Source organism: Arthrobacter sp. ISL-69 (assembly GCF_018613775.1).
Classification (GTDB): domain Bacteria; phylum Actinomycetota; class Actinomycetes; order Actinomycetales; family Micrococcaceae; genus Arthrobacter.
In genome coordinates, this window is record NZ_JAGGPO010000005.1 from 145828 (window position 1) to 168067 (window position 22240).

Annotated in this window: 20 protein-coding genes and 1 pseudogene; 15 read left to right on the forward strand and 6 right to left on the reverse strand. The window is 65.8% G+C overall.

From position 1 onward, the window contains the following. Positions 1-479 precede the first annotated feature (479 nt). Positions 480-806 (forward strand): hypothetical protein, encoded by a 327-nt coding sequence (locus J7I79_RS01645; protein WP_214949395.1) that lies wholly within the window; start codon positions 480-482, stop codon positions 804-806. Positions 807-911: 105 nt separating this feature from the next. Here the strand turns inward: J7I79_RS01645 and J7I79_RS01650 are convergent, their stop codons facing one another. Then, positions 912-1784 carry a hypothetical protein gene (locus tag J7I79_RS01650; RefSeq protein ID WP_214949403.1) on the reverse strand — a complete coding sequence of 291 codons (873 nt, stop codon included), beginning with the start codon at positions 1782-1784 and terminating at the stop codon, positions 912-914. 194 nt (positions 1785-1978) lie between these two features. Continuing rightward, positions 1979-4018 carry a rhamnogalacturonan lyase gene (locus J7I79_RS01655; RefSeq protein ID WP_396020146.1) on the reverse strand — a complete coding sequence of 680 codons (2040 nt, stop codon included), beginning with the start codon at positions 4016-4018 and terminating at the stop codon, positions 1979-1981. A 318-nt stretch (positions 4019-4336) separates the two neighbouring features. On the opposite strand from J7I79_RS01655, the gene J7I79_RS01660 reads away from it, so the two are divergent. From J7I79_RS01660 to bcp (J7I79_RS01710), 11 genes are all read left to right on the forward strand, one after another. Continuing rightward, positions 4337-5302, forward strand: a complete 966-nt coding sequence (locus tag J7I79_RS01660; protein ID WP_251042256.1) for a hypothetical protein — start codon at positions 4337-4339, stop codon at positions 5300-5302. Between the two features lie 152 nt (positions 5303-5454). After that, positions 5455-5631: a CsbD family protein gene (locus J7I79_RS01665; RefSeq protein ID WP_214949405.1), complete on the forward strand. Its 177-nt coding sequence runs from the start codon at positions 5455-5457 to the stop codon at positions 5629-5631. Positions 5632-5874: 243 nt separating this feature from the next. Then, on the forward strand, positions 5875-6675 hold the full coding sequence (locus J7I79_RS01670) for a hydroxypyruvate isomerase family protein (RefSeq protein WP_214949407.1): 801 nt from the start codon (positions 5875-5877) through the stop codon (positions 6673-6675). A 118-nt stretch (positions 6676-6793) separates the two neighbouring features. Further along, positions 6794-7672: a 2-hydroxy-3-oxopropionate reductase gene (locus tag J7I79_RS01675; protein ID WP_214949415.1), complete on the forward strand. Its 879-nt coding sequence runs from the start codon at positions 6794-6796 to the stop codon at positions 7670-7672. 170 nt (positions 7673-7842) lie between these two features. Next, positions 7843-9621 (forward strand): glyoxylate carboligase, encoded by a 1779-nt coding sequence (gcl, locus tag J7I79_RS01680; RefSeq protein WP_214949417.1) that lies wholly within the window; start codon positions 7843-7845, stop codon positions 9619-9621. A 2-nt stretch (positions 9622-9623) separates the two neighbouring features. Continuing rightward, complete coding sequence (locus J7I79_RS01685) at positions 9624-10832, forward strand: glycerate kinase (RefSeq protein WP_214949419.1); 1209 nt, start codon at positions 9624-9626, stop codon at positions 10830-10832. Next, entirely contained in the window at positions 10825-12168 is a 1344-nt protein-coding gene (allB, locus tag J7I79_RS01690) for an allantoinase AllB (RefSeq protein WP_214949421.1), read from the forward strand. The genes J7I79_RS01685 and allB overlap by 8 nt, the downstream gene beginning before the upstream one ends. Before the next feature lie 12 nt (positions 12169-12180). Then, positions 12181-12867, forward strand: a complete 687-nt coding sequence (locus J7I79_RS01695; protein ID WP_214949424.1) for a winged helix-turn-helix domain-containing protein — start codon at positions 12181-12183, stop codon at positions 12865-12867. A 42-nt stretch (positions 12868-12909) separates the two neighbouring features. Next, complete coding sequence (bcp, locus tag J7I79_RS01700) at positions 12910-13413, forward strand: thioredoxin-dependent thiol peroxidase (protein ID WP_214950035.1); 504 nt, start codon at positions 12910-12912, stop codon at positions 13411-13413. 121 nt (positions 13414-13534) lie between these two features. Further along, the gene (locus J7I79_RS01705; protein ID WP_214949431.1) at positions 13535-14986 is read left to right on the forward strand and encodes a CotH kinase family protein; all 1452 of its coding nucleotides are present in this window, start codon (positions 13535-13537) and stop codon (positions 14984-14986) included. A 122-nt stretch (positions 14987-15108) separates the two neighbouring features. Further along, complete coding sequence (gene bcp, locus J7I79_RS01710; RefSeq protein ID WP_214949434.1) at positions 15109-15588, forward strand: thioredoxin-dependent thiol peroxidase; 480 nt, start codon at positions 15109-15111, stop codon at positions 15586-15588. Positions 15589-15740: 152 nt separating this feature from the next. Here the strand turns inward: bcp (J7I79_RS01710) and glyA are convergent. Beyond that, a pseudogene (glyA, locus tag J7I79_RS01715) lies at positions 15741-16595 on the reverse strand (serine hydroxymethyltransferase); the annotation flags it as partial. A gap of 157 nt (positions 16596-16752) precedes the next feature. On the opposite strand from glyA, the gene J7I79_RS01720 reads away from it, so the two are divergent. After that, positions 16753-17424 carry a GntR family transcriptional regulator gene (locus J7I79_RS01720; RefSeq protein WP_214949436.1) on the forward strand — a complete coding sequence of 224 codons (672 nt, stop codon included), beginning with the start codon at positions 16753-16755 and terminating at the stop codon, positions 17422-17424. A gap of 225 nt (positions 17425-17649) precedes the next feature. Here the strand turns inward: J7I79_RS01720 and J7I79_RS01725 are convergent, their stop codons facing one another. The 3 genes from J7I79_RS01725 to hxlB form a co-directional block, all read right to left on the reverse strand. Further along, on the reverse strand, positions 17650-18240 hold the full coding sequence (locus J7I79_RS01725; protein WP_214949438.1) for a hypothetical protein: 591 nt from the start codon (positions 18238-18240) through the stop codon (positions 17650-17652). Between the two features lie 531 nt (positions 18241-18771). Beyond that, positions 18772-19395, reverse strand: coding sequence for a 3-hexulose-6-phosphate synthase (hxlA, locus tag J7I79_RS01730; protein ID WP_214949445.1), 624 nt, complete (start codon positions 19393-19395; stop codon positions 18772-18774). Positions 19396-19459: 64 nt separating this feature from the next. Then, the gene (gene hxlB / locus J7I79_RS01735) at positions 19460-20062 is read right to left on the reverse strand and encodes a 6-phospho-3-hexuloisomerase (RefSeq protein ID WP_214949446.1); all 603 of its coding nucleotides are present in this window, start codon (positions 20060-20062) and stop codon (positions 19460-19462) included. Positions 20063-20249: 187 nt separating this feature from the next. Between hxlB and J7I79_RS01740 the strand changes: the two genes are divergently transcribed. Continuing rightward, positions 20250-21593 (forward strand): response regulator transcription factor family protein, encoded by a 1344-nt coding sequence (locus tag J7I79_RS01740; RefSeq protein ID WP_214950036.1) that lies wholly within the window; start codon positions 20250-20252, stop codon positions 21591-21593. 38 nt (positions 21594-21631) lie between these two features. Continuing rightward, on the forward strand, positions 21632-22204 hold the full coding sequence (locus J7I79_RS01745; protein WP_214949448.1) for a GNAT family N-acetyltransferase: 573 nt from the start codon (positions 21632-21634) through the stop codon (positions 22202-22204). Positions 22205-22240: the final 36 nt, after the last annotated feature.

Consider the following 22240-nt stretch of genomic DNA (forward strand, 5'->3'; position numbering starts at 1 on the left):
GTTCCTTGGCTCCGGCGGCACCTTCAGCCTATTGGTTTGTGTCGCTGGAGTGACCAGATTTCCGCTTGTTATGTCTCGTGAGGTCGCGTTGCATGACTCGCAAAAATCCCGTCAAGAGGGGAACATCTTCCCTAGCGCTGGGGCAAAAGCAGGCGCACGATTGTACTACCGGGCCACGAAATGCAGTGCGCAGCGCCCGGAGTCAAGCCCCCGCTGAGACCGGGAGTGCTGTTTGAAAATGGGTTGAAAACTGGCTGCCGCTTCACAGGGGAGTGTTACGCGGTTGGACAGTCGTGCCTGAAAATGATCCACTCGCATCCTTTTTAGGAGCAAGAGAAATGTCCACAACCACACCAACTAAGTCCCGCCCCCTCGGGACCCGCTTTGCATTGATATCGGCTGTTTCACTGGGTCTTATTGGAGGACCCGTTGCACTGGCCGTGCCGGCTGACGCTTCAACGTCGCTTCGCGGTTGTACCGTGGACCCGCTGAAGCCGACCGACGAAAGGAACAACAAGGCAGACTTCAGAATCAAGGTGGACTGCAACGGCAAGAAGACCGTGGAAATCCGCCAGAAGCGCTTTGAAAAGGACCGGCACGGGCGCGACGACTTCCTGGGCCGTTCCGAGTTCAAGGAGAACTTCGACAGGCACGACGGCCGCGTCATAATCCACAGCAAGGACAAAGTGGACAAGGACAAAGGCAAGGACCGCGTGTACCACGAAGTTTCATTCCGGGTGAAGGCCGGCAACAACTGGTCAGACTGGACCAAGTGGGAAAGGAGCGACGTCGCGACCATCCGCTGACCGTTTCACCGATCTGCGTATCTGAACCGCTCTACGGATTTGCGCACCTGAGCCAGGGGCCAACACCCTTGGCTCTTCCGTGTTGCGCCCCGACGGTGGAGGGGTTTACTGGCCGGCGCCGGTAACCGTCGGTGAAGGACTGGCTGGGGACTCTGATTCAGTCGGGGTCACGGTGACTGTTGTCGTGCTGGTCTCGGAACTCGTCTCCGCGGGCCCCGTCGGCGTTCCGGACATTGACGGAGTGATGCTCGGCGTCGAGGTCGTCGTTCCGGAGGAACCGCCTTCGGCTTCATCAAGGACCTTGTTGACCAAGTCCTCCAGCTCCTTCTGATCGGCGTCGCCAAGATTGGCACCGCCTTTGGTGGCCACCACCAGAAGGCGGCCTTGGGCTGCGGAAATCTGCATCAGCATGTCAGACTCGTTGCCGCCGCGCGTACTTATCGTTGCGAAAGTCTTCTCTCCGTCGGTTTCGGCCTGCAGTTCCTTGCTGGCGACGTCGTAACTCTGCCCGAGCACTGAGACCTTGAAGCTCTCGCACTGGGCCATTTTGCCGCTCACGTCATTGAGCAAGCTGACGGCGTCGGGCCCCTCGCTTCCGGACTGGGCGGACAACGTGCGGGGTTGCTGACTCTCCGAGATTGCAATCGCCACGTCGCCGCTTTCGACAGTGTCCAGCAGGCCGGCCGTGGCAATTGTCTTGCACTCCGTCGGGTCGGTGGTGGCCGCGCTCATCAGGAAGCCGGCTATGCGGCTGCCCTGTTCCACCTGGTCCTTTGAATAGAGCCTCAGCTCACTGCCGTCCTTGTCCGACTTGCCGGAGATGAGCTCGCGGAGCTCATCCTCACTATAGACCTTGTCCTGCGCTGTGCTGGTTGTTGCACTGGCGGTGGGTGACGGGCTTTGTCCACCGCCACCCGTACACGCGGCCAGGGCGAGCACCGCCGCGGCTGCCAGGCCCAAAGCCGGAACAGTTTTCATGAGAACCACCCTTCAGATAGCAAGCATGCTTATGGTCCATAGGGTACTCCTGCTGACGCCTATTTCCGCCGATGATTTTGCGGCGCGGACCGGCCATCAAGTGTCCGTTCGCGCCCGCGGGCGGAACCCCTGCCTGCCTGCCGCCCGCATCCGTTGGGATGCGGGCGGCACGCTTGTGCCGGCGTCGTCCGGTGTTACTGGGAGGTGCCGGCGTACCTGACTGACGGCATGGCCGGTGTCTCCATTCCCTCGCCGATGAAGAAGCTCGGGTGCGGGGGCTGGTTGTAGGCCACGTTTTCACGCGCTACGCCGGTCCGGTACATCGGGTCGTGCATGAGGGTGCGGAGCCGCACCTCGGTGGCGGCCGTGGTGGTGTAGATCCGCAGCTCCGTACTGTCCGCGGACGGGAACGCAAGCTCCTCGCGCCAGTCACCGAGCAGGTCGGCCTGCAGGGACGGGTTGCCCTTCGTGGTGTTGTTGGTCCTGGCGCCCGTGGCGGTCAGGAGCCTGTCGCTGGTTTCCGTCTCCCAGTTCCACTTCGAGACGGTGGGCACGCCGACGGAGGTGGCGGCATCGTAATCGTGGTCCACGATTTCGCGCAGCAGGTCACCGTCCCACCAGGCCAGGAAGTTGGCGGCCGGGATGTTCTCCGCGATCAGTTCGCCCTTCGCGGACATCAGCTGGCCCACCGGCGAGTTCCACGCTGCAGTGCCGCCGATGGCCCAGCCCTCAGCGCCGGCGTAGCGGGGATCAATGTCCCCGGCTGCGCCGCGGCCGGTGTCCTTGATGGCCGGGATGCTCCAGAGGACTTCACCCGTGGCGGCGTCGCGGAACGTGGCACCCCGGTTGCCGCTCTGGCTCATGCTTTCGTGCACGGCGAAAGTTTCCAGGCCCGGGCGGGACGGATCCAGGTCGCCGGTGTGGATGGCGTCACCGTGGCCCAGCTTGGTGTTGTACAAGGGCTTGCCGTCGTCGTCGATGGTCATGGAGCCGAAGACGAACTCGTCCTTGCCATCCTGGTCCACGTCGGCCACCGAGAGGTTGTGGTTGCCCTGGCCCTTGTATTCGGCACCGGCGTCGTCGGAATCGAACTTCCAGCGCTTCACCAGCTTGCCGTTGAGCAGGTCGTACGTGACCAGGACCGTGCGCGTGTAGTAGCCGCGGCTGAACATCATCGACGGGTGTTCGCCGTCCAGGTACGCCACCGCTCCGAGGAAGCGGTCCACGCGGTTGCCGTAGCCGTCGCCCCAGGCTGCCACTGAGCCGCGGGGCGGATCGTAGGCCACGGTGTCCATGGCTGTGCCGGTCTCGCCCTGGAACACCGTGAGGAATTCGGGACCGGACAGCACGTAGCCGGCGGTGTTGCGGTAGTCCGCAGCCGGATCGCCGATCACGGTGCCGGCGGCGTCCTTGGTGCCATCCGCGGTCTTCATCGACAGCTCGGCCCGGCCATCGCCGTCGAAGTCGTAGGCCAGCAGCTGCGTGTAGTGCGCGCCGGCGCGGATGTTGTGGCCGAGGTCGATGCGCCACAGCTTGGTGCCGTCCATCCTGTAGGCGTCCACGTACACATTGCCGGTATAGCCGGACTGCGAGTTGTCCTTGGCATTGGACGGCGCCCACGCCTGGATGATCTCGTATTTGCCGTCGCCATCGAGGTCGGCCACGCTGGCGTCATTGGCGGAGTAGGTATACGGCTTGCCGTCCTTGGTGACGCCGTCGGCCGGCTTGTCCAGCTTGATGGCCAGGTAGTTCTGGGCCAGCGGCGCAACCTCTTCGGTGAGCTTGTCCTGGCCGTTTCCGTTGCCCACGGCCTTGATCACGTACTTGGACGACGCCGTCCCTGCCGGATCGACGTACATGGTGCTGTTCCTGACGGGGTCCACAGTGAGCTGAACGCCGTCGCGGATCACGTGGAAGCCAATGCTGTCCTTGTCCAGGCCGAGCATCCGCCAGCTCAGCGTGACGCCCTGGTCGGTGAGCACCGCCACCGGGGCGCGGTCCAGGCTTTCCACCTGGCGCTTGAGCCCGGCGGTACCGGACCGGGCTGGCTGGGCCGCCGCGGCGCCCGCCGTCTGGTCGGGCTCGGTTTGGTTTGGAGCGGCCTGGGCCAGGGGAACCCCGGTAAAGGCCAGGGCGGCTGCGGCCAAAGTTGCTGCGGCGGCCAGTGGCGCAGACTTCCGCGCGCAGCCTTTCGTACTCTGAGGGGAACATTTCGCGGGGTATGCCAAGAACATCTCCTTTGATGCTGGCGGGCAGGAAACCTGCGGCGCCATGAGTGGGTTGTATCGTTTCATTTCGTTGCCGGAAACGTCCCCGTGAATTTCGCGAGGGGTTTGTCGGGCGGGAAAGAAAGCGCTTTCCGCCCCTAAGGTTTATCAGTGCGACAGGACGGCGGTCAATACTCCAGCGATATTAAATGGGAGAAAATGTGCAGTTGTGTGGCGACGCATTAGAGCACTCCACGATTAATCCAGTCGGTGTATTATTTCGGACGGACCAACCGTTTTTTGCGTGAGTAGTCCCTCATCAACCCCCATGTGCAAGGAGCTGTCATGACCCTTCCGGAGCAAGCTACGGGAGAGCCAGCTGCCCAGCCAGCTCCCGGCACAAGGCCTGGCCACCCTCGGGCCGGCGTCGCAGCCTGGGGGTGCCTGATTGGATTCCTGGGAGGATTGCTCGGCCTGGGCCCGTGGCTGATGACCGGAGCGCGGCTCCCTCTGCAGAACTTGTGGGGTGCAGAGGTCACGCCGGAGCAGATGCCCTTCTCGTTATTGCCACTGAGCCAATACGAACTCACCACCATGGTTGCGCTCCTGACCGTAGGCGGTGCAACGGCAGGACTCGCGGTGCGCATCCTATTCCCCGCCCGGCGCCGGCTGGCGACATGGTGTGCGGCAGCCGGGCTTCTTGCGGTCCAGCTCGCGGCGGCCGTCCAGTCATTCACAGTGCTCGACGGCGGCCTGACGGGCGGGACGATGGCAAGCCTCTACTTCGGCGGGCTGCTCGCGGGCGTGACTGCATCCCTCGCTGCAGCCCTCGTGGCGCTCCTGCTGCTGGCTTCGAAGTCCCGGGGACTGACCGCGTTGGGGTGCGGACTTGTGGCCGTGCCGTTCGCCTCATGGGCGGTGGAGTGGGTTGTTGGCTTTGTTGGGTACGTTAATGTCCCCCTCGCAGTGCCGTCCGGTGCTCGCTGGATTCCCGCCCTCCTCGTCGGCTGCGCCCTGGCCTGGTGCGGGCTTCGACCGGCGCGGCGGGCCGCGGTGTGGCTCGTGAACCTTGCCCTGTTGTGGGTGGTTCCCGCCCTCTTCATCTCAGTGAACTACGTTCTTGGGTCACGCGTACTGGCGGGCGACCTGCAGGAGACGCTGCTGATGGGCAGGCAGATCCTGGCCGCCACTCTAGGGCCCAAGGGCGGAGCACTTCCCACAGTCTTCCTGGCCCTGGCCGTCGCACTGGCGGGTCTGGGCATCCGCCATGTTGCCGCTCGCAGGCGGCCGGGGCAAGGCCCCTCAACTTAGTCCTCACGCTGAGCCGCCGCCCGGCCAGCATCTCGGGCAGGAGCCGATTTGAGAACAGCCGGGCCACCCCGCCAAGGCCATTTCTATCTACAATTTAAGTGGCGGCAATGGCGGCAACCAGCTGCACGGGCCGCACCACAAGGAGGACCGCAATGGGTTTGGGTGACAGGATCCACAACGCCGCGGAGAGGCTTCACGGCAAGGGAAAGAAAGCCGCCGGTGAGATCAGTGGCAACGACCGCATGAGGGCCGAAGGCAAGGGCCGCGCAGTCAGGGCCGACCTCAAGCAGGCAGGCGAAAAGATCAGGCACGCTTTCAAGCGGCACTAAATACGAACAACCGGACGGGCGGCCCTGCCAGGGCCGCCCGTTTTTCTGTGCCCGCGCGCAGCCGACGCCGCCCCCAGCTCTTGAGCCGCCATATCCCCGCCGCTTCCCCGGCCTTAATGGTTGACGTCCACGCCCGACTGGACCTACACTTTTCATACAGCAGAATATAACTTCCACAATACGAAATAACTTCGGACGTTACTGTTAGACCGACGGAACACCGGACCACGCAAGGACATGACAATGACGTACACAGTGAACTGCTCCATCCTGCTGACGGAACTGCCGCTCCTGGAGCGGCCCGCCGCAGCGAAGGCCGCCGGCTTTGACGCCGTCGAATTCTGGTGGCCCTTCGAAACCTCCGTCCCCGCCGACGCCCAGGTCACCGAGTTCGAGAACGCCATCACCGACGCTGGCGTGCAGCTCACCGGCCTGAACTTCAACGCCGGCAACATGCCCGGCGGCGACCGCGGCCTGGTCTCCTGGCCCGCACGCTCCACCGAATTCCAGGACAACATCGACGTTGTCGCCGGCATCGGCGAGCGCCTCGGCTGCAAGGCCTTCAACGCCCTCTACGGCAACCGCATTGAAGGCGAATCGGCCGAAAAGCAGGACGCCATCGGCGCCGAAAACCTTGCGGCGGCAGCTGCCGGCGTCGCCCGCATCGGCGGCACCGTCCTGCTGGAACCCGTCAGCGGCGCCCCCAGGTACCCGCTCCTCAAGGCCCAGGACGCCCTCAACGTCATCGCCCGGGTCAGGGATGAATCAGGTGCAGAGAACATCAAGCTCCTCGCCGACTTCTACCACCTGGCCGTGAACGGTGACGACGTCGCCGCCGTCATCGAAAAGCACGCGAAGGACTTCGGCCACATCCAGATCGCCGACAACCCCGGCCGCGGGGCTCCCGGAACCGGAGAGCTTCCCCTCGGCGAATGGATCGCCCGCAGCCGCGAACTCGGCTACGAGGGCTACATCGGCCTCGAATACAAGGAACCGGCGGAGACCGCCTTCAGCTGGGCCATCCGCCAGCGCGTCTCCCAGTAGCCCCCCTAGCCCAACTGAATAGCAGCAGATGTCGTTTAGAGCCCTCAAAACGACATCTACTGCGACCTAGTTGGGTCCGGCTTCCTCAATCACCACAGACTTCAGAAAGAGAACCACAATGAGCAATGTTGCAGTCATCGGACTCGGAATCATGGGCCTGCCCATGGCCATCAACCTGGTCAAGGCCGGCCACACCGTCACCGGCTTCAACCGCAGCCAGGACAAGATCGACAAGCTGGTCTCCGAAGGCGGCAGGGGTGCCACGAGCATCGCGGACGCCGTCAAGGACGCCGACGTCGTTATCACCATGGTCCCGGACTCCCCCGATGTCGAAGGCGTAGTCAGCGGCAAGGACGGCGTCTTCGCCAACGCCAAGAAGGGCACTTTGTGGATTGACGCTTCCAGCATCCGCCCGGATGTGGCCAAGCGCCTGTCCGAGGACGCAGCCGCAGCAGGCATCCGCCCGCTCGACGCTCCCGTTTCCGGCGGCGAGCAGGGCGCCATCGACGCCGCCCTCTCCATCATGGTGGGCGGCGACGCGGCTGACTTCGATGCAGCACAGGACGTCCTCAACGCCGTCGGCAAGACCGTCGTCCACGTCGGCCCGTCCGGCTCCGGCCAGACCGTCAAGGCAGCCAACCAGCTGATCGTCGCCGTCAACATCGAGGTCCTGGGCGAGGCCATCGCCTTCCTCGAGGCCTACGGCGTGGACACCGACGCAGCCCTCAAGGTCCTCGGCGGCGGCCTCGCAGGCTCCAAGGTCCTGGACCAGAAGGGCCAGAAGATGCTCGACCGCAACTTCGACCCCGGCTTCCGCCTTGCCCTCCACCACAAGGACCTCGGCATCGTCACCTCCGCAGCCCGCGAAGCCAACGTCGCCGTCCCCCTCGGCGCCGTCGTCGCACAGCTCGTCGCAGCCACCGTCAACCAGGGCGACGGCGGTCTCGACCACTCGGGCCTCTTCAAGCAGGTCCTCCAGCTCAGCGGCCGGAAGTAACCCTCACGTAGCACGCGGCCGGCGGCGCTGACCGATCACAACTGGGGCAGTTCGACACGAACACGCCGGCCGCCGTCGTAATTTACGACGCAGACTCCCCCAAAGTGCCCCGCGACGAACGCCGGGCCTTCCCTCAGCACACCCAAAAACAGACTTCTTAGGAGCACACCATGAGCAAGATGCGTACCGTTGATGCAGCGGTTGCCATCCTGGAAAAGGAAGGCGCCATCGAGGCGTTCGGCCTGCCAGGCGCGGCAATCAACCCTTTCTATTCGGCCATGCGGGCCCACGGCGGCATCCGCCACACGCTGGCCCGCCACGTTGAAGGCGCCAGCCACATGGCCGACGGGTACTCCCGGGCCAAGGACGGCAACATCGGCATCTGTATCGGCACCTCCGGCCCTGCCGGCACCGACATGATCACCGGGCTGTACGCGGCCTGGGCCGACTCCATCCCCATGCTCTGCATCACCGGCCAGGCACCCGTGGCCAAGCTGCACAAGGAAGACTTCCAGGCCGTGGACATCGAGTCCATCGCCAAGCCCGTCACCAAGATGGCCATGACCATCCTGGAGCCCGGCCAGGTTCCCGGCGCCTTCCAGAAGGCCTTCCAGCTGATGCGCTCCGGCCGCCCCGGTCCCGTGCTGCTGGACCTGCCGATCGACGTGCAGATGGCGGAGATCGAATTCGACATCGACACCTACGAGCCCCTGCCCGTTGAGAAGCCCAAGGCCAGCCGCAAGCAGCTGGAAAAGGCCCTGGACATGCTGACCGCAGGCGAGCGCCCGCTGATCGTGGCCGGCGGCGGCATCATCAACGCCGGCGCCTCCGAGCAGCTGGTGGAACTGGCCGAACTGCTGGGCGTTCCGGTCATCCCCACCCTGATGGGCTGGGGCTCCATCGCCGACGACCACCCGCTGATGGCCGGCATGGTGGGCCTGCAGACCTCGCACCGCTACGGCAACGAGAACTACCTGCGCAGCGACTTCGTGATCGGCATCGGCAACCGCTGGGCCAACCGCCACACCGGCGGGCTGGACACCTACACGGCCGGCCGCAAGTTCGTGCACATCGACATCGAGCCCACCCAGATCGGCCGCGTGTTCTCCCCGGACTTCGGCATCGCATCCGACGCCGGTGCTGCCCTGGAAGGTCTGATTGAACTAGCACGCGAACGCCGCGCAGCCGGATCCCTGCCGGACTACTCCGGCTGGGCCGCCGAATGCGCCGAGCGCAAGGCCAGCCTGCACCGCAAGACGCACTTCGAGAACATCCCCATCAAGCCGCAGCGCGTCTACGAGGAGATGAACAAGTCCTTCGGCAAGGACACCACGTACGTGTCCACCATCGGCCTGTCCCAGATCGCCGGCGCCCAGATGCTGCACGTGTTCGGCCCGCGCAAGTGGATCAACGCCGGCCAGGCCGGTCCCCTGGGCTGGACCGCCCCGGCCGCTCTGGGCGTTGTCCGCGGCAAGCCCGAGGAGACCGTTGTTGCCCTGTCCGGTGACTACGATTTCCAGTTCATGATCGAGGAATTGGCTGTGGGTGCGCAGTTCAACCTGCCGTACATCCACGTGGTGGTCAACAACTCCTACCTGGGCCTGATCCGCCAGTCCCAGCGCGGCTTCAACATGGAGCAGAACGTTTCCCTGGCGTTCGAGAACATCAACAGCCCGGAGACGAACGGCTACGGCGTGGACCACGTCAAGGTTGCCGAAGGCCTGGGCTGCAAGGCCATCCGGGTGGAGGACCCCAACGACCTGGGCTCTGCGTTCGACAAGGCCAAGGCGCTGGCCGGCGAGTTCAAGGTTCCCGTGGTTGTTGAAGTGATCCTGGAAAAGATCACCAACATCTCCATGGGCGTGGAAATAAATGCGGTCAACGAGTTCGAGGAACTGGCCGAGACCAGCGCGGACGCCCCCACCGCCATCCTGGCGATGCAGGCTTAATCATGCGGATCGTGATCGCGCCGGACAAGTTCAAGGGCTCACTGTCCGCCCCGGACGTTGCCCGGCACCTGGATGCGGGGCTGCAGGCGGCCACGGGCCACAACCTGGACGTCATCCGGATTCCGGTGGCCGACGGCGGCGAGGGCACCCTCGACGCCGCCGTCGGCTCCGGCTTCACCCGCCGGAGCGCCCTGGTCAGCGGCCCCACCGGGCAGCCGCTCCGGGCGGAGTTTGCGGTCCGCGGCCGCGAAGCGGTCATTGAAATGGCCGCCGCTTCGGGGCTCGCCGTCCTACCGGGCGACATCAAGGACGCCAAGGGTGCCACCAGCCTGGGCACCGGGGAACTGATCCGGGCAGCACTCGACGCCGGATGCCGGCAGATCATTTTGGGCGTCGGCGGGAGCGCCAACACCGACGGCGGCGCCGGCGTCCTGCAGGGACTCGGCGCGCAGCTCCTCGACGCCGAAGGCAACGAACTGCCGCCCGGCGGCGCTGCCCTCGCCAGATTGGACCGGATCGATTTCTCCGGCTTCGACACCCGGCTGGACGAGGCACGTTTTGTCCTCGCCAGCGATGTGGACAACCCGCTGCTCGGAGCGGAAGGAGCCGCGGCGATCTTCGGCCCGCAGAAAGGCGCCGCCCAGGAGGACGTCGCAATCCTCGACGCTGCGGTCTCGCACTTCGTGGACGTGCTCGCCGACGAGATCGGGCCCCGCGCGCTGAAGGCCGCTGACGCACCGGGTGCCGGGGCGGCGGGAGGCGTGGGCTACGCCGCCATCGCGGTCTTGGCCGCGACGCGCAGGCCGGGCATCGATGTCGTCCTGGAATTCACCGGACTCGCGGACCGGCTGGCCGGCGCGGACCTGGTGATCACCGGCGAAGGCAGCCTGGACGAACAGAGCCTGCTCGGGAAGACGCCCATGGGCGTGGCACGGGCGGCTGCACGGGCCGGCGTTCCGGTGGTGGCCGTCTGCGGCCGGACCACGCTGACGCCGGCGCAGCAGAAGGATTCCGGGTTCCGGCAGGTCTACCCTCTGACCTCCCTGGAGGCCAAGGTAGAAATATGTATAGCCGAAGCAGGACCCCTGCTCGAACAATTGGGAAAGAACATCGGCGTGGAGCTGGCGGACCTGGTCCCGGCCGGTTCCGCCCCGGTCGGTTCCACCCCGCCAGTGAACAGCGTCCGCACTAAGGAGCCCCTCAATGTCTGAAGAAAGCTTTGACCTCGTCATCCGGGGCCAGCGCGTCCTCACCACCGCCGGCATCGCGGCACGTGAAGTGGGCGTACGCGGCGGCAAGATCGTCGCCATCGAGCCGCTCGGCAACGGCCTGTCCGGCGCGGAGGTGATCGAACTCGCCGACGACGAGACCCTCATTCCCGGCCTGGTGGACACCCACGTCCACGTCAACGAGCCCGGCCGCACCGAATGGGAGGGCTTCGCGTCCGCCACCCGCGCCGCCGCAGCCGGCGGCGTCACCACCATCATCGACATGCCGTTGAACTCCATCCCGCCCACCACCACGGTGGAAGGCCTCAAACTCAAGCGCGAAGTGGCCGAGGACCAGGCGTTCGTGGACGTCGGGTTCTGGGGCGGCGCCGTGCCCGGCAACAAGGCGGACCTCCGCCCGCTGCACGACGAAGGCGTGTTCGGTTTCAAGTGCTTCCTGCTGCACTCCGGCGTCGACGAGTTCCCACACCTCGAGGCGGACGAGATGGAAGAGGACATGGCCGAGCTCAAGTCCTTCGACTCGCTCATGATCGTCCACGCCGAAGACTCCCACGCGATCGACCGCGCGCCCCACCCCGGCGGCGACCACTACTCCACGTTCCTGGCTTCCCGCCCCCGCGGCGCCGAGAACAAGGCCATCGCAGAGGTGATCGAACGCGCCCGCTGGACCGGCGCCCGCGCCCACATCCTGCATCTGTCCTCCTCTGACGCGCTGCCGATGATCGCCTCAGCCAAGCGCGACGGCGTGCACCTCACCGTCGAGACCTGCCCGCACTACCTCACGCTGATGGCCGAGGAAATTCCCGACGGCGCCACCGCGTACAAGTGCTGCCCGCCCATTCGCGAGGCTTCCAACCGCGAGCTGCTGTGGAAAGGCCTGCAGGAGGGCACCATCGACTGCATCGTCTCGGACCACTCCCCGTCGACCCTTGACCTGAAGGACCTGGAAAACGGCGACTTCGCCGTGGCCTGGGGCGGCGTCTCATCGCTGCAGCTGGGCCTGTCGCTGATCTGGACCGAAGCCCGGCACCGCGGCATCCCGCTGGAGCAGGTTGTTTCCTGGATGGCCGAGAAGCCCGCCGCCCTGGCGCGCCTCTCCAACAAGGGCCAGCTGGCGCTCGGTTATGACGCCGACTTCTCGGTGTTCGCGCCGGATGAGGCCTTCGTGGTGGACGTCTCCAAGCTGAAGCACAAGAACCCCATTACGCCGTATGACGGCAAGGCGCTCTCCGGAGTGGTCCGGAAGACATTCCTGCGCGGACATGAAATCGACGGCCAGACCCCCGGCGGCAAGCTCATCCGCCGCGGCGGCGTCTGAGGCATCACGCCAATGGCTGTCCAGGTACATTCCCCGCGGGGCATATGTGTGGCGGGTCCGGCGACGCCGGGCCCGGCGCTCAAGGCCCATGGCCTGGCTGTCTGGGTGACCCCGGACGGCGACCAGGACATTGACGACGCCGTGATGGCGCGCGCCGCGGAACTGTTGCTGGCGCGCGCCCTGAAGATTGCTCCGGAGGCGGAAGTCCACGTTTGGCCCGCCGCCGGAGCTGCAACTTCCGCTGCCCACGCTGCCCCGCCGGGGGGACCGCACGGGGCAGCCGGCAGCGGAACCCAGGTGCCGTCGTCGTCCGTTCCGGAGGACTCCCCGGAGGACGATGACGGCGCGACTCCCCTCCCGCCGTTGGCCGGGCCCGCGAGCCTGGTGTCAGTGGACCTTGCCGCCGGCGAGGTCAAGCTGGACGGGGCGCCGGTGCCGCTGACCGGCGTCGAATTCAAACTCCTGCGCTATCTCGTGGAGAATTGTTCGCGGGCCATCAGCCGGGAAGAGCTCCGGCTGTTCCTCGAATCATTCGATTCCCCCGCAGCGGCCTCCCGTTCCATCGATGTGTACGTTGGCCGGGTGCGGCGGAAGCTGCACCGCGGCCGGCATGCGATCGCCACGGTGCGCGGCGGCGGCTACCAGTTCGTCCCCGGTCCCCACGCCAAAGTGCGCGGACCTGCGGAATACTGCATCTGAGAAAACATGAGGAACACCATGACCCCCATTGACCAGGCCACCATGGCTTTCACGCCCACAGCGCTCACCGGCACCGCTCTCACCGCAAGGCTTCAGCCCGGCACGCCGGCTCCGGATTTCACCCTGCCGGATGCCGCCGGGAAGGCTGTATCCCTCGCGTCCTACCGGGGCAGGAACGTGATCGTCTACTTCTACCCGAAGGCTGCCACTCCCGGCTGCACCACCGAGGCCTGCGACTTCCGCGACAACCTGGCGTCGCTGCAGGGCTCCGGCTACGAGGTCATCGGCATCTCCCCCGACGCCCCCGCGGCACTCGCCGAGTTCAACGGAGATTTCAGGCTGAACTTCCCGCTGCTCTCCGACCAGGACAATGCCGTCGCCCTGGCGTACGGAGCCTGGGGCGAGAAAGTCCTCAACGGCGAAATCACTGAGGGCGTGCTGCGCTCCACCGTGGTCATTGGCGCTGACGGCGGCGTCACGCTGGCCCGCTACCAGGTGGACGCACAGGGCCACGTTGCCACGCTCCGCGAGGAGCTGGGGCTGTAAGAGGCAGCGCGTCGGCGCCGTGCGGCCGGGTCATACCGGCCGCATGGGCCAGGCACAGCAACGGCACAGGTGCTACGGGGAACGTTGCATGGACCATCTCCGAGCTTGAAAGCAGCAGTCCATGCGACGTTCCCCCCGCACCGTCCTATCCTCGTCCCTCGTCGCGTTCACCCTGGCTCTGACCGGGTGCGGAGCCGGCGCGGCTACAGACCCGTCCGGGACGGCAACAGCCGCGGCCTCCGCGGGCAGTGGCGCAGCCGCTGAATCAGGCGCGGAAGCAGGCGCCGGAACACCGACGGCGGAGACCACCCTCTTCGCCGACGGCGCCTCCCATGAAGTCGGCATTGAATGGGACGAGGCTGCCTACGCCGACATGATCGCCGCCTACGAAGCAGACGGGTCCAAGGAATGGATCCAGGCGGACATCACCATCGACGGCACGCTCGTCTCCGGCATCGGAGTGCGGCTCAAGGGCAACTCGACGCTGCGCAGCCTCAGCGGCGACGGAGACGGAGCAAGGGGTGGCAGGGCCGCGGTTTCGTCCGGCATCTCCTCCGACGTTCCGGAATCGCTGCCGCTGCTGATTGACTTCGATAAGTACGTTGACGGCCAGACTTACCAGGGGCTCACCCAGCTCTCGCTGCGCCCGGGCTCGCCGGTCCTGAACGAGGCCCTGGCGCTGGCCCTCACCGAGGCGAGCGGCCAGGCCACGCAGCGCTACGCCTACACCACCTACTCCGTGAATGGCAGCACCACCCAGACCAGGCTGCTGGTCGAAAACCCGGACAAAGCCTACGCCGACGCCCTCTTCGACACCCCGGGCGTGCTCTATAAGTCCGACGCGGAGTCCAGCTTCACGTATCAGGGCGATGACCTTGCAACTTACGAAGAGCAGTTCAAACAGCTCAATGCGGAGGACACCGAGGACCTCCAGCCCATTGTCGATTTCCTCAAGTGGCTCTCCGAAGCCAGCGATGAGGAGTTTGATGCCGAGCTGGCCAACCGGGTGGATGTGGAATCGTTCGCACGCTATGCGGCCACGATGAATCTGCTGGTCAACGGCGACGACATGGCCGGCCCCGGCCAGAACTACTACCTCTGGTACGACCTCGACACCAAGAAGATCTCCGTCATTTCCTGGGACCTGAACCTGGCCATGACGGGCAACGCCACGGCCTCCCCGGATGAGGAGGTCTCCATCGGCGGAGGCGGAGGCATGGGCGGAGGCGCCGGTATGCAGCGGCCTCCAGGCGGAAATGACGACGGCGGGTCGCCGCCGGCGGGAGCTCCGGCCGATGCCGGCGCCGGCGCCCGGACGGGCGGTGGCAAGGGCGGCAACGAGCTCAAGGAGCGGTTCCTTGCCTCCGAGGCGTTCCAGTCCCTATACGACAACGCCTACGCGGACCTCTATGAGCAGCTGTTCGCCAGCGGAACCGCCGCCGGCCTCCTGGACCGGATCGCCGCCGTCGTGCCTCCCAGCGATGACCTCACGCAGGAGGAACTGGCAGAGCAGACTGACACGCTCCGCACGTTTATCCAGGAACGCACCGAGGCACTCAAGGACCAGGTCTAGGCGTTACTCGGAGGGTCACCGGGCTGGCCGGCGGAATACTGACTCTGAACCCGTGGTTGTTTCAGTAGAACCGACTGAGTACCAATCGCTTTTGTCAGTAATCAGACTCCAGAAGGACCATCATGCCCCCCACCCTGACCACCAAGCTCCAGCCCGGAACCCAGGCACCGGACTTCACCCTGCCTGACGCTGAAGGCAAGCCGACATCCTTGGCCGATTACCGCGGCAAGAACGTCATTGTGTACTTCTACCCGGAAGCGGCCACCCCCGGCTGCACCACCGAGGCCTGCGACTTCCGCGACAGCCTCGAGTCCCTGCAGGGCTCCGGCTACGAGGTCCTGGGCGTCTCCCCCGACGCCCCCGAAAAACTGGCCCACTTCACCGGCGACTTCGCACTGACCTTTCCGCTCCTGGCCGACGAGGACCACTCCGTGGCACTGGCCTACGGCGCCTGGGGCGAAAAACTGCGCGACGGCGAAGTCACCGAGGGCATCGTCCGCTCCACCGTGGTGCTCGATCCTGAAGGCAAAGTGAAGCTGACCCAGTACCAGGTCAAGGCACAGGGCCACGTCGCCGCGCTGAAGGAAGCCCTGGGCGTCTAGGACGCTCTCTCACTTTTCGCACCAAAAACCGGAACCCTCTCTCACCCTTGAGAGAGGGTTCCGGTTTTTTCTGTAATTAGTGAGAGAGGGTTCCGGCTGCGTTCAACCAGATCAGATGCGGGCCCGGTCGGATGCCACTGCGGAGTCACGGACCGTTCCTTGAATTCCGGGGTGCCGGCGAGCTTGAAGGCCACGGCCTTGGCGGCGATGACGTGCTCCAGCGGGCCGCCCTGCTGGCCGGGGAACACGGCGCTGTTGATCTTGCGGGCGTACTCCTCCTTGGCGAGGATGACTCCGCCGCGCGGGCCGCCCAGGGTTTTATGCGTGGTGGTGACGACGTCGGCGTACGGCACCGGGTTCGGGTGCAGCCCTGCTGCCACCAGGCCGGCGAAGTGCGCCATGTCCACCATCAGGTAGGCGCCCACCAGGTCGGCGATGCGGCGGAACTCGGCGAAGTCGAGCTGGCGGGAGTAGGCGGACCAGCCGGCAACGATCAGCTTGGGCCGGTGTTCCAGGGCCAGCGCCTCGACCTCGGCCATGTCCACGCGGAGGTCTGATTCACGCACGTGGTACGGGACCACGTTGTAAAGCTTGCCGGAGAAATTGATCTTCATGCCGTGGGTGAGGTGGCCGCCGTGCGCCAGGTTCAGGCCCATGATGGTGTCGCCCGGGTTCAGCAGGGCGAACATGGCGGCGGCGTTGGCCTGAGCGCCGGAGTGCGGCTGGACGTTCGCAAATTCCGCGCCGAACAGGGCCTTGACCCGGTCGATGGCGAGCTGCTCGATCACGTCAACGTGCTCGCAGCCGCCGTAGTAGCGCTTGCCGGGGTAGCCCTCGGCGTACTTGTTCGTCAGGACGGAGCCCTGCGCCTCCATGACGGCGGACGGGGCGAAATTCTCCGAGGCGATCATTTCCAGCGTCGACTGCTGGCGGCCCAGCTCATTGTTGATGGCCTGCTTGACCTCGGGATCGACTGCGGAAAGTCGCTCGTTCAACTGCTCAACCACGGATGCTCCTTTTGAAATACCACTATTGTTATGACTGATATATCAACGTGAGGTCAATGGTATGATTGAGATCACAGCACAGTCAATAGCTGAACGAAAGTGGCACGAAGCTTCCGCTTGGAAGTTTCGAACCTGCAGCGAAGAACGGAGCGGCGCCTTGAATGCACTTCTTGCCCTGCCTCAGACGGAAGACGAGGCACCGTCACAGGCGGAGGCCGCCTACAGGCAGCTGCGCGACAAGCTGATCATGCTCGAAATACGGCCCGGTGAACCCATCAATGACGGGCAGTTGGCCGCCGAGCTCGGATTTGGGCGCACTCCCGTGCGTGAGGCGATCAAGCGGCTGGAAGTGGACCACCTGGTCATTTCCTATCCGCGCCGCGGAACCTTTGCCACCAATGTGGATTTCACGGAACTGGCGGATGTCTCGGAAATCCGCGAACTGCTGGAGCCGCTGGCCGCCCGCCGCGCTGCCAGCAGGGCAAGTGCTGCCATGCGCCAGGAACTGCTGCGCGTAGCCGACGCCATCGCGGAGCTGGCCCCCGGCCAGGGGGAGTCGCGCGACCTCATGCGCTACGACCTGATGGTGCACCGGCTGATTTACAAGGCGGCCGCCAACCCGCATCTGGAAAGCACCCTGATCCGTTACGACAACCTGGCAACGCGCATCTGGTGCGTGGTCCTGGACAAGGTGCCCTCAGTCAGCGGCCACATCACTGAACACGTGGAGCTGCTCAAAGCGGTGGCGGCCGGGGACGCCGACAAGGCGGGCGAGCTGGCCCTGCACCACGTCACGAGCTTCGAGGAAACCATCCGGAAGGTCCTCTAAGCAGCTCCCCTTCCACGACGCTCTCTCACTTTTCGCAACGAAAACCCAAACGCTCTCTCACTGGTGAGAGAGCGTTTCGTGTCAGCGCGCAGAAAGTGAGAGAGCGTTTCGCCTCAGGCGGCAGGAAGTGAGAGAGCGTCGCCGAAAAATCGGCAGGAAGTGAGAGAGCGTCCTGAAAGGGAAGAGTCCCCCGGGCTGTGAGCACTGCCCGGGGGACTCTTGCGTTTACTGCGAGGAAGGCCCAGCTTCCTGTCGGCCGCCTCCTCCGATCACCCCGCTTTCCACGGCCTTGGTGACGGCGTCCGCCTCGGCCTGCGTGAGTTTGCCGTCGCTGACAGCCTGGTCGAGCCTGGTCTTGAGGGCGGCCGCGCGTTCGGCCTGGCCGGCGGCGCGGATTTCCTCCAGCGCTGCGGTGACCTTGGATTCCTCGACGCCGAGCGACGCAGCCAGGGACTTGGCCAGTGCCGCGTCCTGGGCGGAGCGGTCCGGTTTGGTGCCCTCAGCTGGCTTGGTGCCTTCGGCCGGCTTGTTGGCATCCCGGAACGCCTGGAGGGCTTCGGTCACCTTGGCCTCCTCCACGCCAAGCTTGGCGGCCAGGCCAGCTGCCAGCTGGCCGCGGTCGCCGCCCTTGTGGCCGCCCCGCATTCCGCCGTCTGTGGCCGCGGAGCCGTCTGCCGGCGTGGTGGCCGCGGCCGATGCGGTGGCACTGGGGCTTGGGGTTTCGGCCGCCGATGCCATCCCGGTGACTCCCAGTCCGGCGCCCAGCGCCAATGCCCCGGCCGAAAGGCCAAGCGTGATTCTCTTCATGCGTGACATCTGATGTCTCCTCGATCCGCCGTGTGAAACGGCTCTTTGGGAAGAACGGCCGGTTTGCGCCGTCCCTTACTCAAAGATGCGGCGCCAAGGTGTGGCGCTGCTGTTCGGATCCTGTCGGCATGCTGTGAATGCCGGATTGCCACGTCGCGATGGACTCAGCCGTTTCTCTTCCAGCTCTTTGGCCACTTCATGTTCAGCAGCAGCAGCCCCAGCAGGAGTGAGTCCACGGTCATGATCGCCGCCATGAGGTAAGCCCAGCCGATCATCACGGGTTGCTCACCACCAACTGGGAGCACGAAGCGCGGGGGTGGATCCTAATTCCCATGACAATCTCCTGACGTGGATCCCCCCAGTCAATCGATAGTCCACCAAGTTTGGCATGGCCGCGGTCCGTACGGAACGGCCTCCACTACTCGAATCCGGCACTGAAAATCACCCGCCGGCGCGCCGGACACTTGCTTCGCGAGGGACACTTGCACGGCCCCAGACAGCGCCCGACCCCGGACCGCCGGGTGGCCGGGCGCGTCGGGATCAGATGATCGCGGCCCGCAGCTCCTTGGCGGCGACGGCGGGATCGTCCGCGCTGTAGATGGAACCGCCGACGACGGCGACATCCGCGCCCGCGCGCTGCACGGCGTTGATGGTGGAGATGTTCACTCCGCCCGCGACAGAGAACGGAACACGGGCTTCCTCACCGGCGCTGAGCAGGACGTCCAGGTTGTAGCCCGGCTTGGCCTGCTCGTCGAGACCGGCGTGGAACTCGATGAACTTGGCTCCCAGGGCCCGGGCTTCCTTGGCGCGGGTCACCTTGTCCGAGACGCCGATCAGGTCAACAACGATGCCCTTGTTGTGGGCCTTCGCTGCCTTGACCGCCCCGGCGATGGTGGAATCGTCGGCACTGCCGAGGACGGACACCAGGTCCGCGCCGGCGCTGAACGCGATCTCGGCTTCCAGCTCGCCGGCGTCCATGGTCTTCATGTCTGCGAACACGATCTTGTCCGGGTGGGCGGTCTTGATGGCGGTGACGGCGGACAGGCCGGCGTTCTTCACCAGCGGCGTGCCGAGTTCGATGATGTCCACGTATTCGGCAACTTTGGCGGCGAGTTCGAGGGCGGCTTCGACGGTCAGGACGTCCATGGCGACTTGCAGTTTCACGAGTGGTCTCTTTTCAGCTTGGGGTTGGTTTGGGGTTTCGATGGAGCAGGGGTAGGTGGGGGTTCTATTCGAGGTTCGCGTGGCGCTGCCAGAGTTCCTCCGCGGCCGCCGCGTTATCGTCCCAGAGGCTTTGGAACACCGCTTCGGTGGTGGCGAACAGCACCTGTTCGAAGAGGCTGCCCGAATACTGCCGGGACACGGCCGAGCCGTGGTCCGTCTTTTGGGCGGCCGGGATGAGTACGACGGCGGCAGCAACTGCCGCGAGCGGGGAACCGGGCCTGGTGGTGTAGGCAGCAACCCGCGCACCCTGGCCGGCCGCGGTTTCTGCCGCCTTGACGACTCCTGCGGTGGTGCCGGAACCGGAGGCTGCGAGCAGCAGGTCGCCGGCACGGATGCCAGGCGCCGTCGTCTCGCCGACGACGTGCACGGTCAGCCCCAGGTGCATGAGCCGCATGGCCGCCATTTTCAGGACAAGGCCGCTGCGCCCGGCACCGGTCACGAAGATCCTGTCGGCCAGCCTGAGCTCGGTCACCAGGGCCGCGACCTGTGCCGGGTCAACGCGCTGGAACACTTCACTGATTTCGTCCCGGACAAGAGCCCGGTTGCGGCTAAAGGCCCGGGATGTATCGGCCAGGGCGGCCGGATCGGTGTCTGCGATGACGCTCATGGGCTTGTACCTCCTTCACGAATGTTGTTACCTATCTATCCTCGCCCGCCTGCCGGGTGGGTCCAACGCCATCATCGAATGGTCTTTACTACCCAAACGGATAGGTGGATTCCGGACCTGCCCCTAAACTAGGCAGGTGGAAACCCTCACCGATGCACCCGACGTCCATTCCTCTCCCCGGCCCGACCTGCCCCGGCTTGTTGGGGAGGCGCAGCCGTTGCTCGAGGCCATCGCCGCCCTGTCCACCGCTCCGCTGGCCACCATTGCCCAGCGGCTGCGGGAGGCCACCCTCCCCTACCTGGGCAGCACGGCCCTGGTTATCTTCACCGAGGACTGCACGGGCCGGCCGCAGAAGAAGGCCGGCGACGAGTCGATCATCAGCCGCGTGTCCATCGCCGAACTGGACCACATCCGGGCGTCGCTGCGCGGTGACGATCCCGGCAAGGATGGTTCCGGCGAGGATGCCGGCACTGGCTCCTGGCAGGGCGCAGGTTGGCAGGGCGACGGCTGGCTGGGCGAAGCGGTGCTTGGCGGTGAGCCGCACCCGGTCCTTGCCCTGTCGTCGCCGAGCAATGCCCTGCTGGTCCTCGCCGATCCCCAGCCCCTGCCGGACCCCGCCCAACACGCTGCGGCAGGGCGGATGCTCCGCTACCTCTGGACGCTGGCAGCCGAGCGGATCCGGGAGAAGGTGGCCGACGCGCCGCCGTCGTACCTCATTGAATCCCGCGCGGCCTCGGCCGAGCGGGTCCGGGTGACCGCCGAACTGGTGGACCGCCACTCCACCACCCTCGAAACCCTGCTCGCCGCGTTGCGGTCGCCCGCGCTGGATGACAACGCGGCGCGGAGGTCCGCCACCGACGTCGCCGCCAAGGCATTGGTGGGGCTCCGCACCCTGAACGACCGCACCACGGAACTCGTGGAGGAGCCCGTTGCCACCGCGTTCCAGCGCCTCCGCGAGGACCTGAAACCACTGATGAATTTCAGCGGCATCGACGTCCAGTTCATCGAGCCTCCCGTCAACGGCCGCGCGCTGCCCGGCGAGGTTGCCCACGCGGCCCGGGCGATTGTCCGCGGACTGGTGCTTGCCATGGTGGACCAGTCAGGCGTCCGCCGGATCCGCACGCAGTGGGATTGCGACGGCGAGAACCTCCTGGTCAACGTCCGCGACGACGGTCCCGGCGAGCTGTCCGCGGAGGCACCGAACATGGCCCGCCTCGCCCAGCGCGTCGAAGCCCTTGACGGCAGCATGTCGGTGGATGTGATGCCCGGCTGGGGTGCCGACGTCGCCGTCTCACTCCCCCTCGACCCGCCGGCCCGCCACCTGGCAGACGTCTCCGACTGGAAGCTCGGTGAGCGGGAACTCGAGGTGCTGCAGCTGCTGGCCGCCGGCCAGCGGAACCGGGCCATCGCGGTGAAACTGCACATCAGCGAGAACACCGTGAAGTTCCACCTCCGCAACATCTACCGGAAGGTCGGCGCTTCGTCCCGCACCGAAGCGATCGCCATGGCCCACAGCAACGGCCTCCGTTAGGCCCTGGACCGGAACGGCACACGGGAGGACTGCACGACATGGCGATCGAAATTCGTCCGGCAACGGCGTTCGAGGACGTACGAACGATGGTTGGACCCAAGCGGCCCGACGCGTCCGTGTGCTGGTGCCTGAGCTACCGCATCCCCTCCAAGCAGAACGTGGAGTTGCGCGGCACTGAGCGCGGGGAGCTGGTTAAGCAGCTCGTGAAACAGAATCCGCCGCCCGGGGTGATCGCGTACGACGGCGATGAGGTGGTGGGCTGGGCGGGTGTCCATCCGCGCGCCGACACCAGCTTTGCCCGCAACCGCAAGATCCCCCACGTGGACGACCTGGACGTGTGGTCGGCGTGGTGCATCCGGGTGCGGCCCGGGCACCGCGGCGAGGGAATCTCCCACCACCTGCTGCAGGGGGCGGTCGACTTCGCCCGCAGCTACGGTGCGCCAGCCATCGAGGGCTACCCCGTCGATAACCAGGGAAGCCAGGTCGACCTGACCATGGCATATGTGGGCACGCGCCAGCTCTTCGAAAGGGCAGGCTTCACCAAGGCCGCCGACACCGACTCCGTGGTCAACGGCTTCCCCCGTGTGCTGATGCGCCTGGACCTGCGCTGACCGCGCCGCCGGGGGCACGCGGGGCGCGTCAAACCG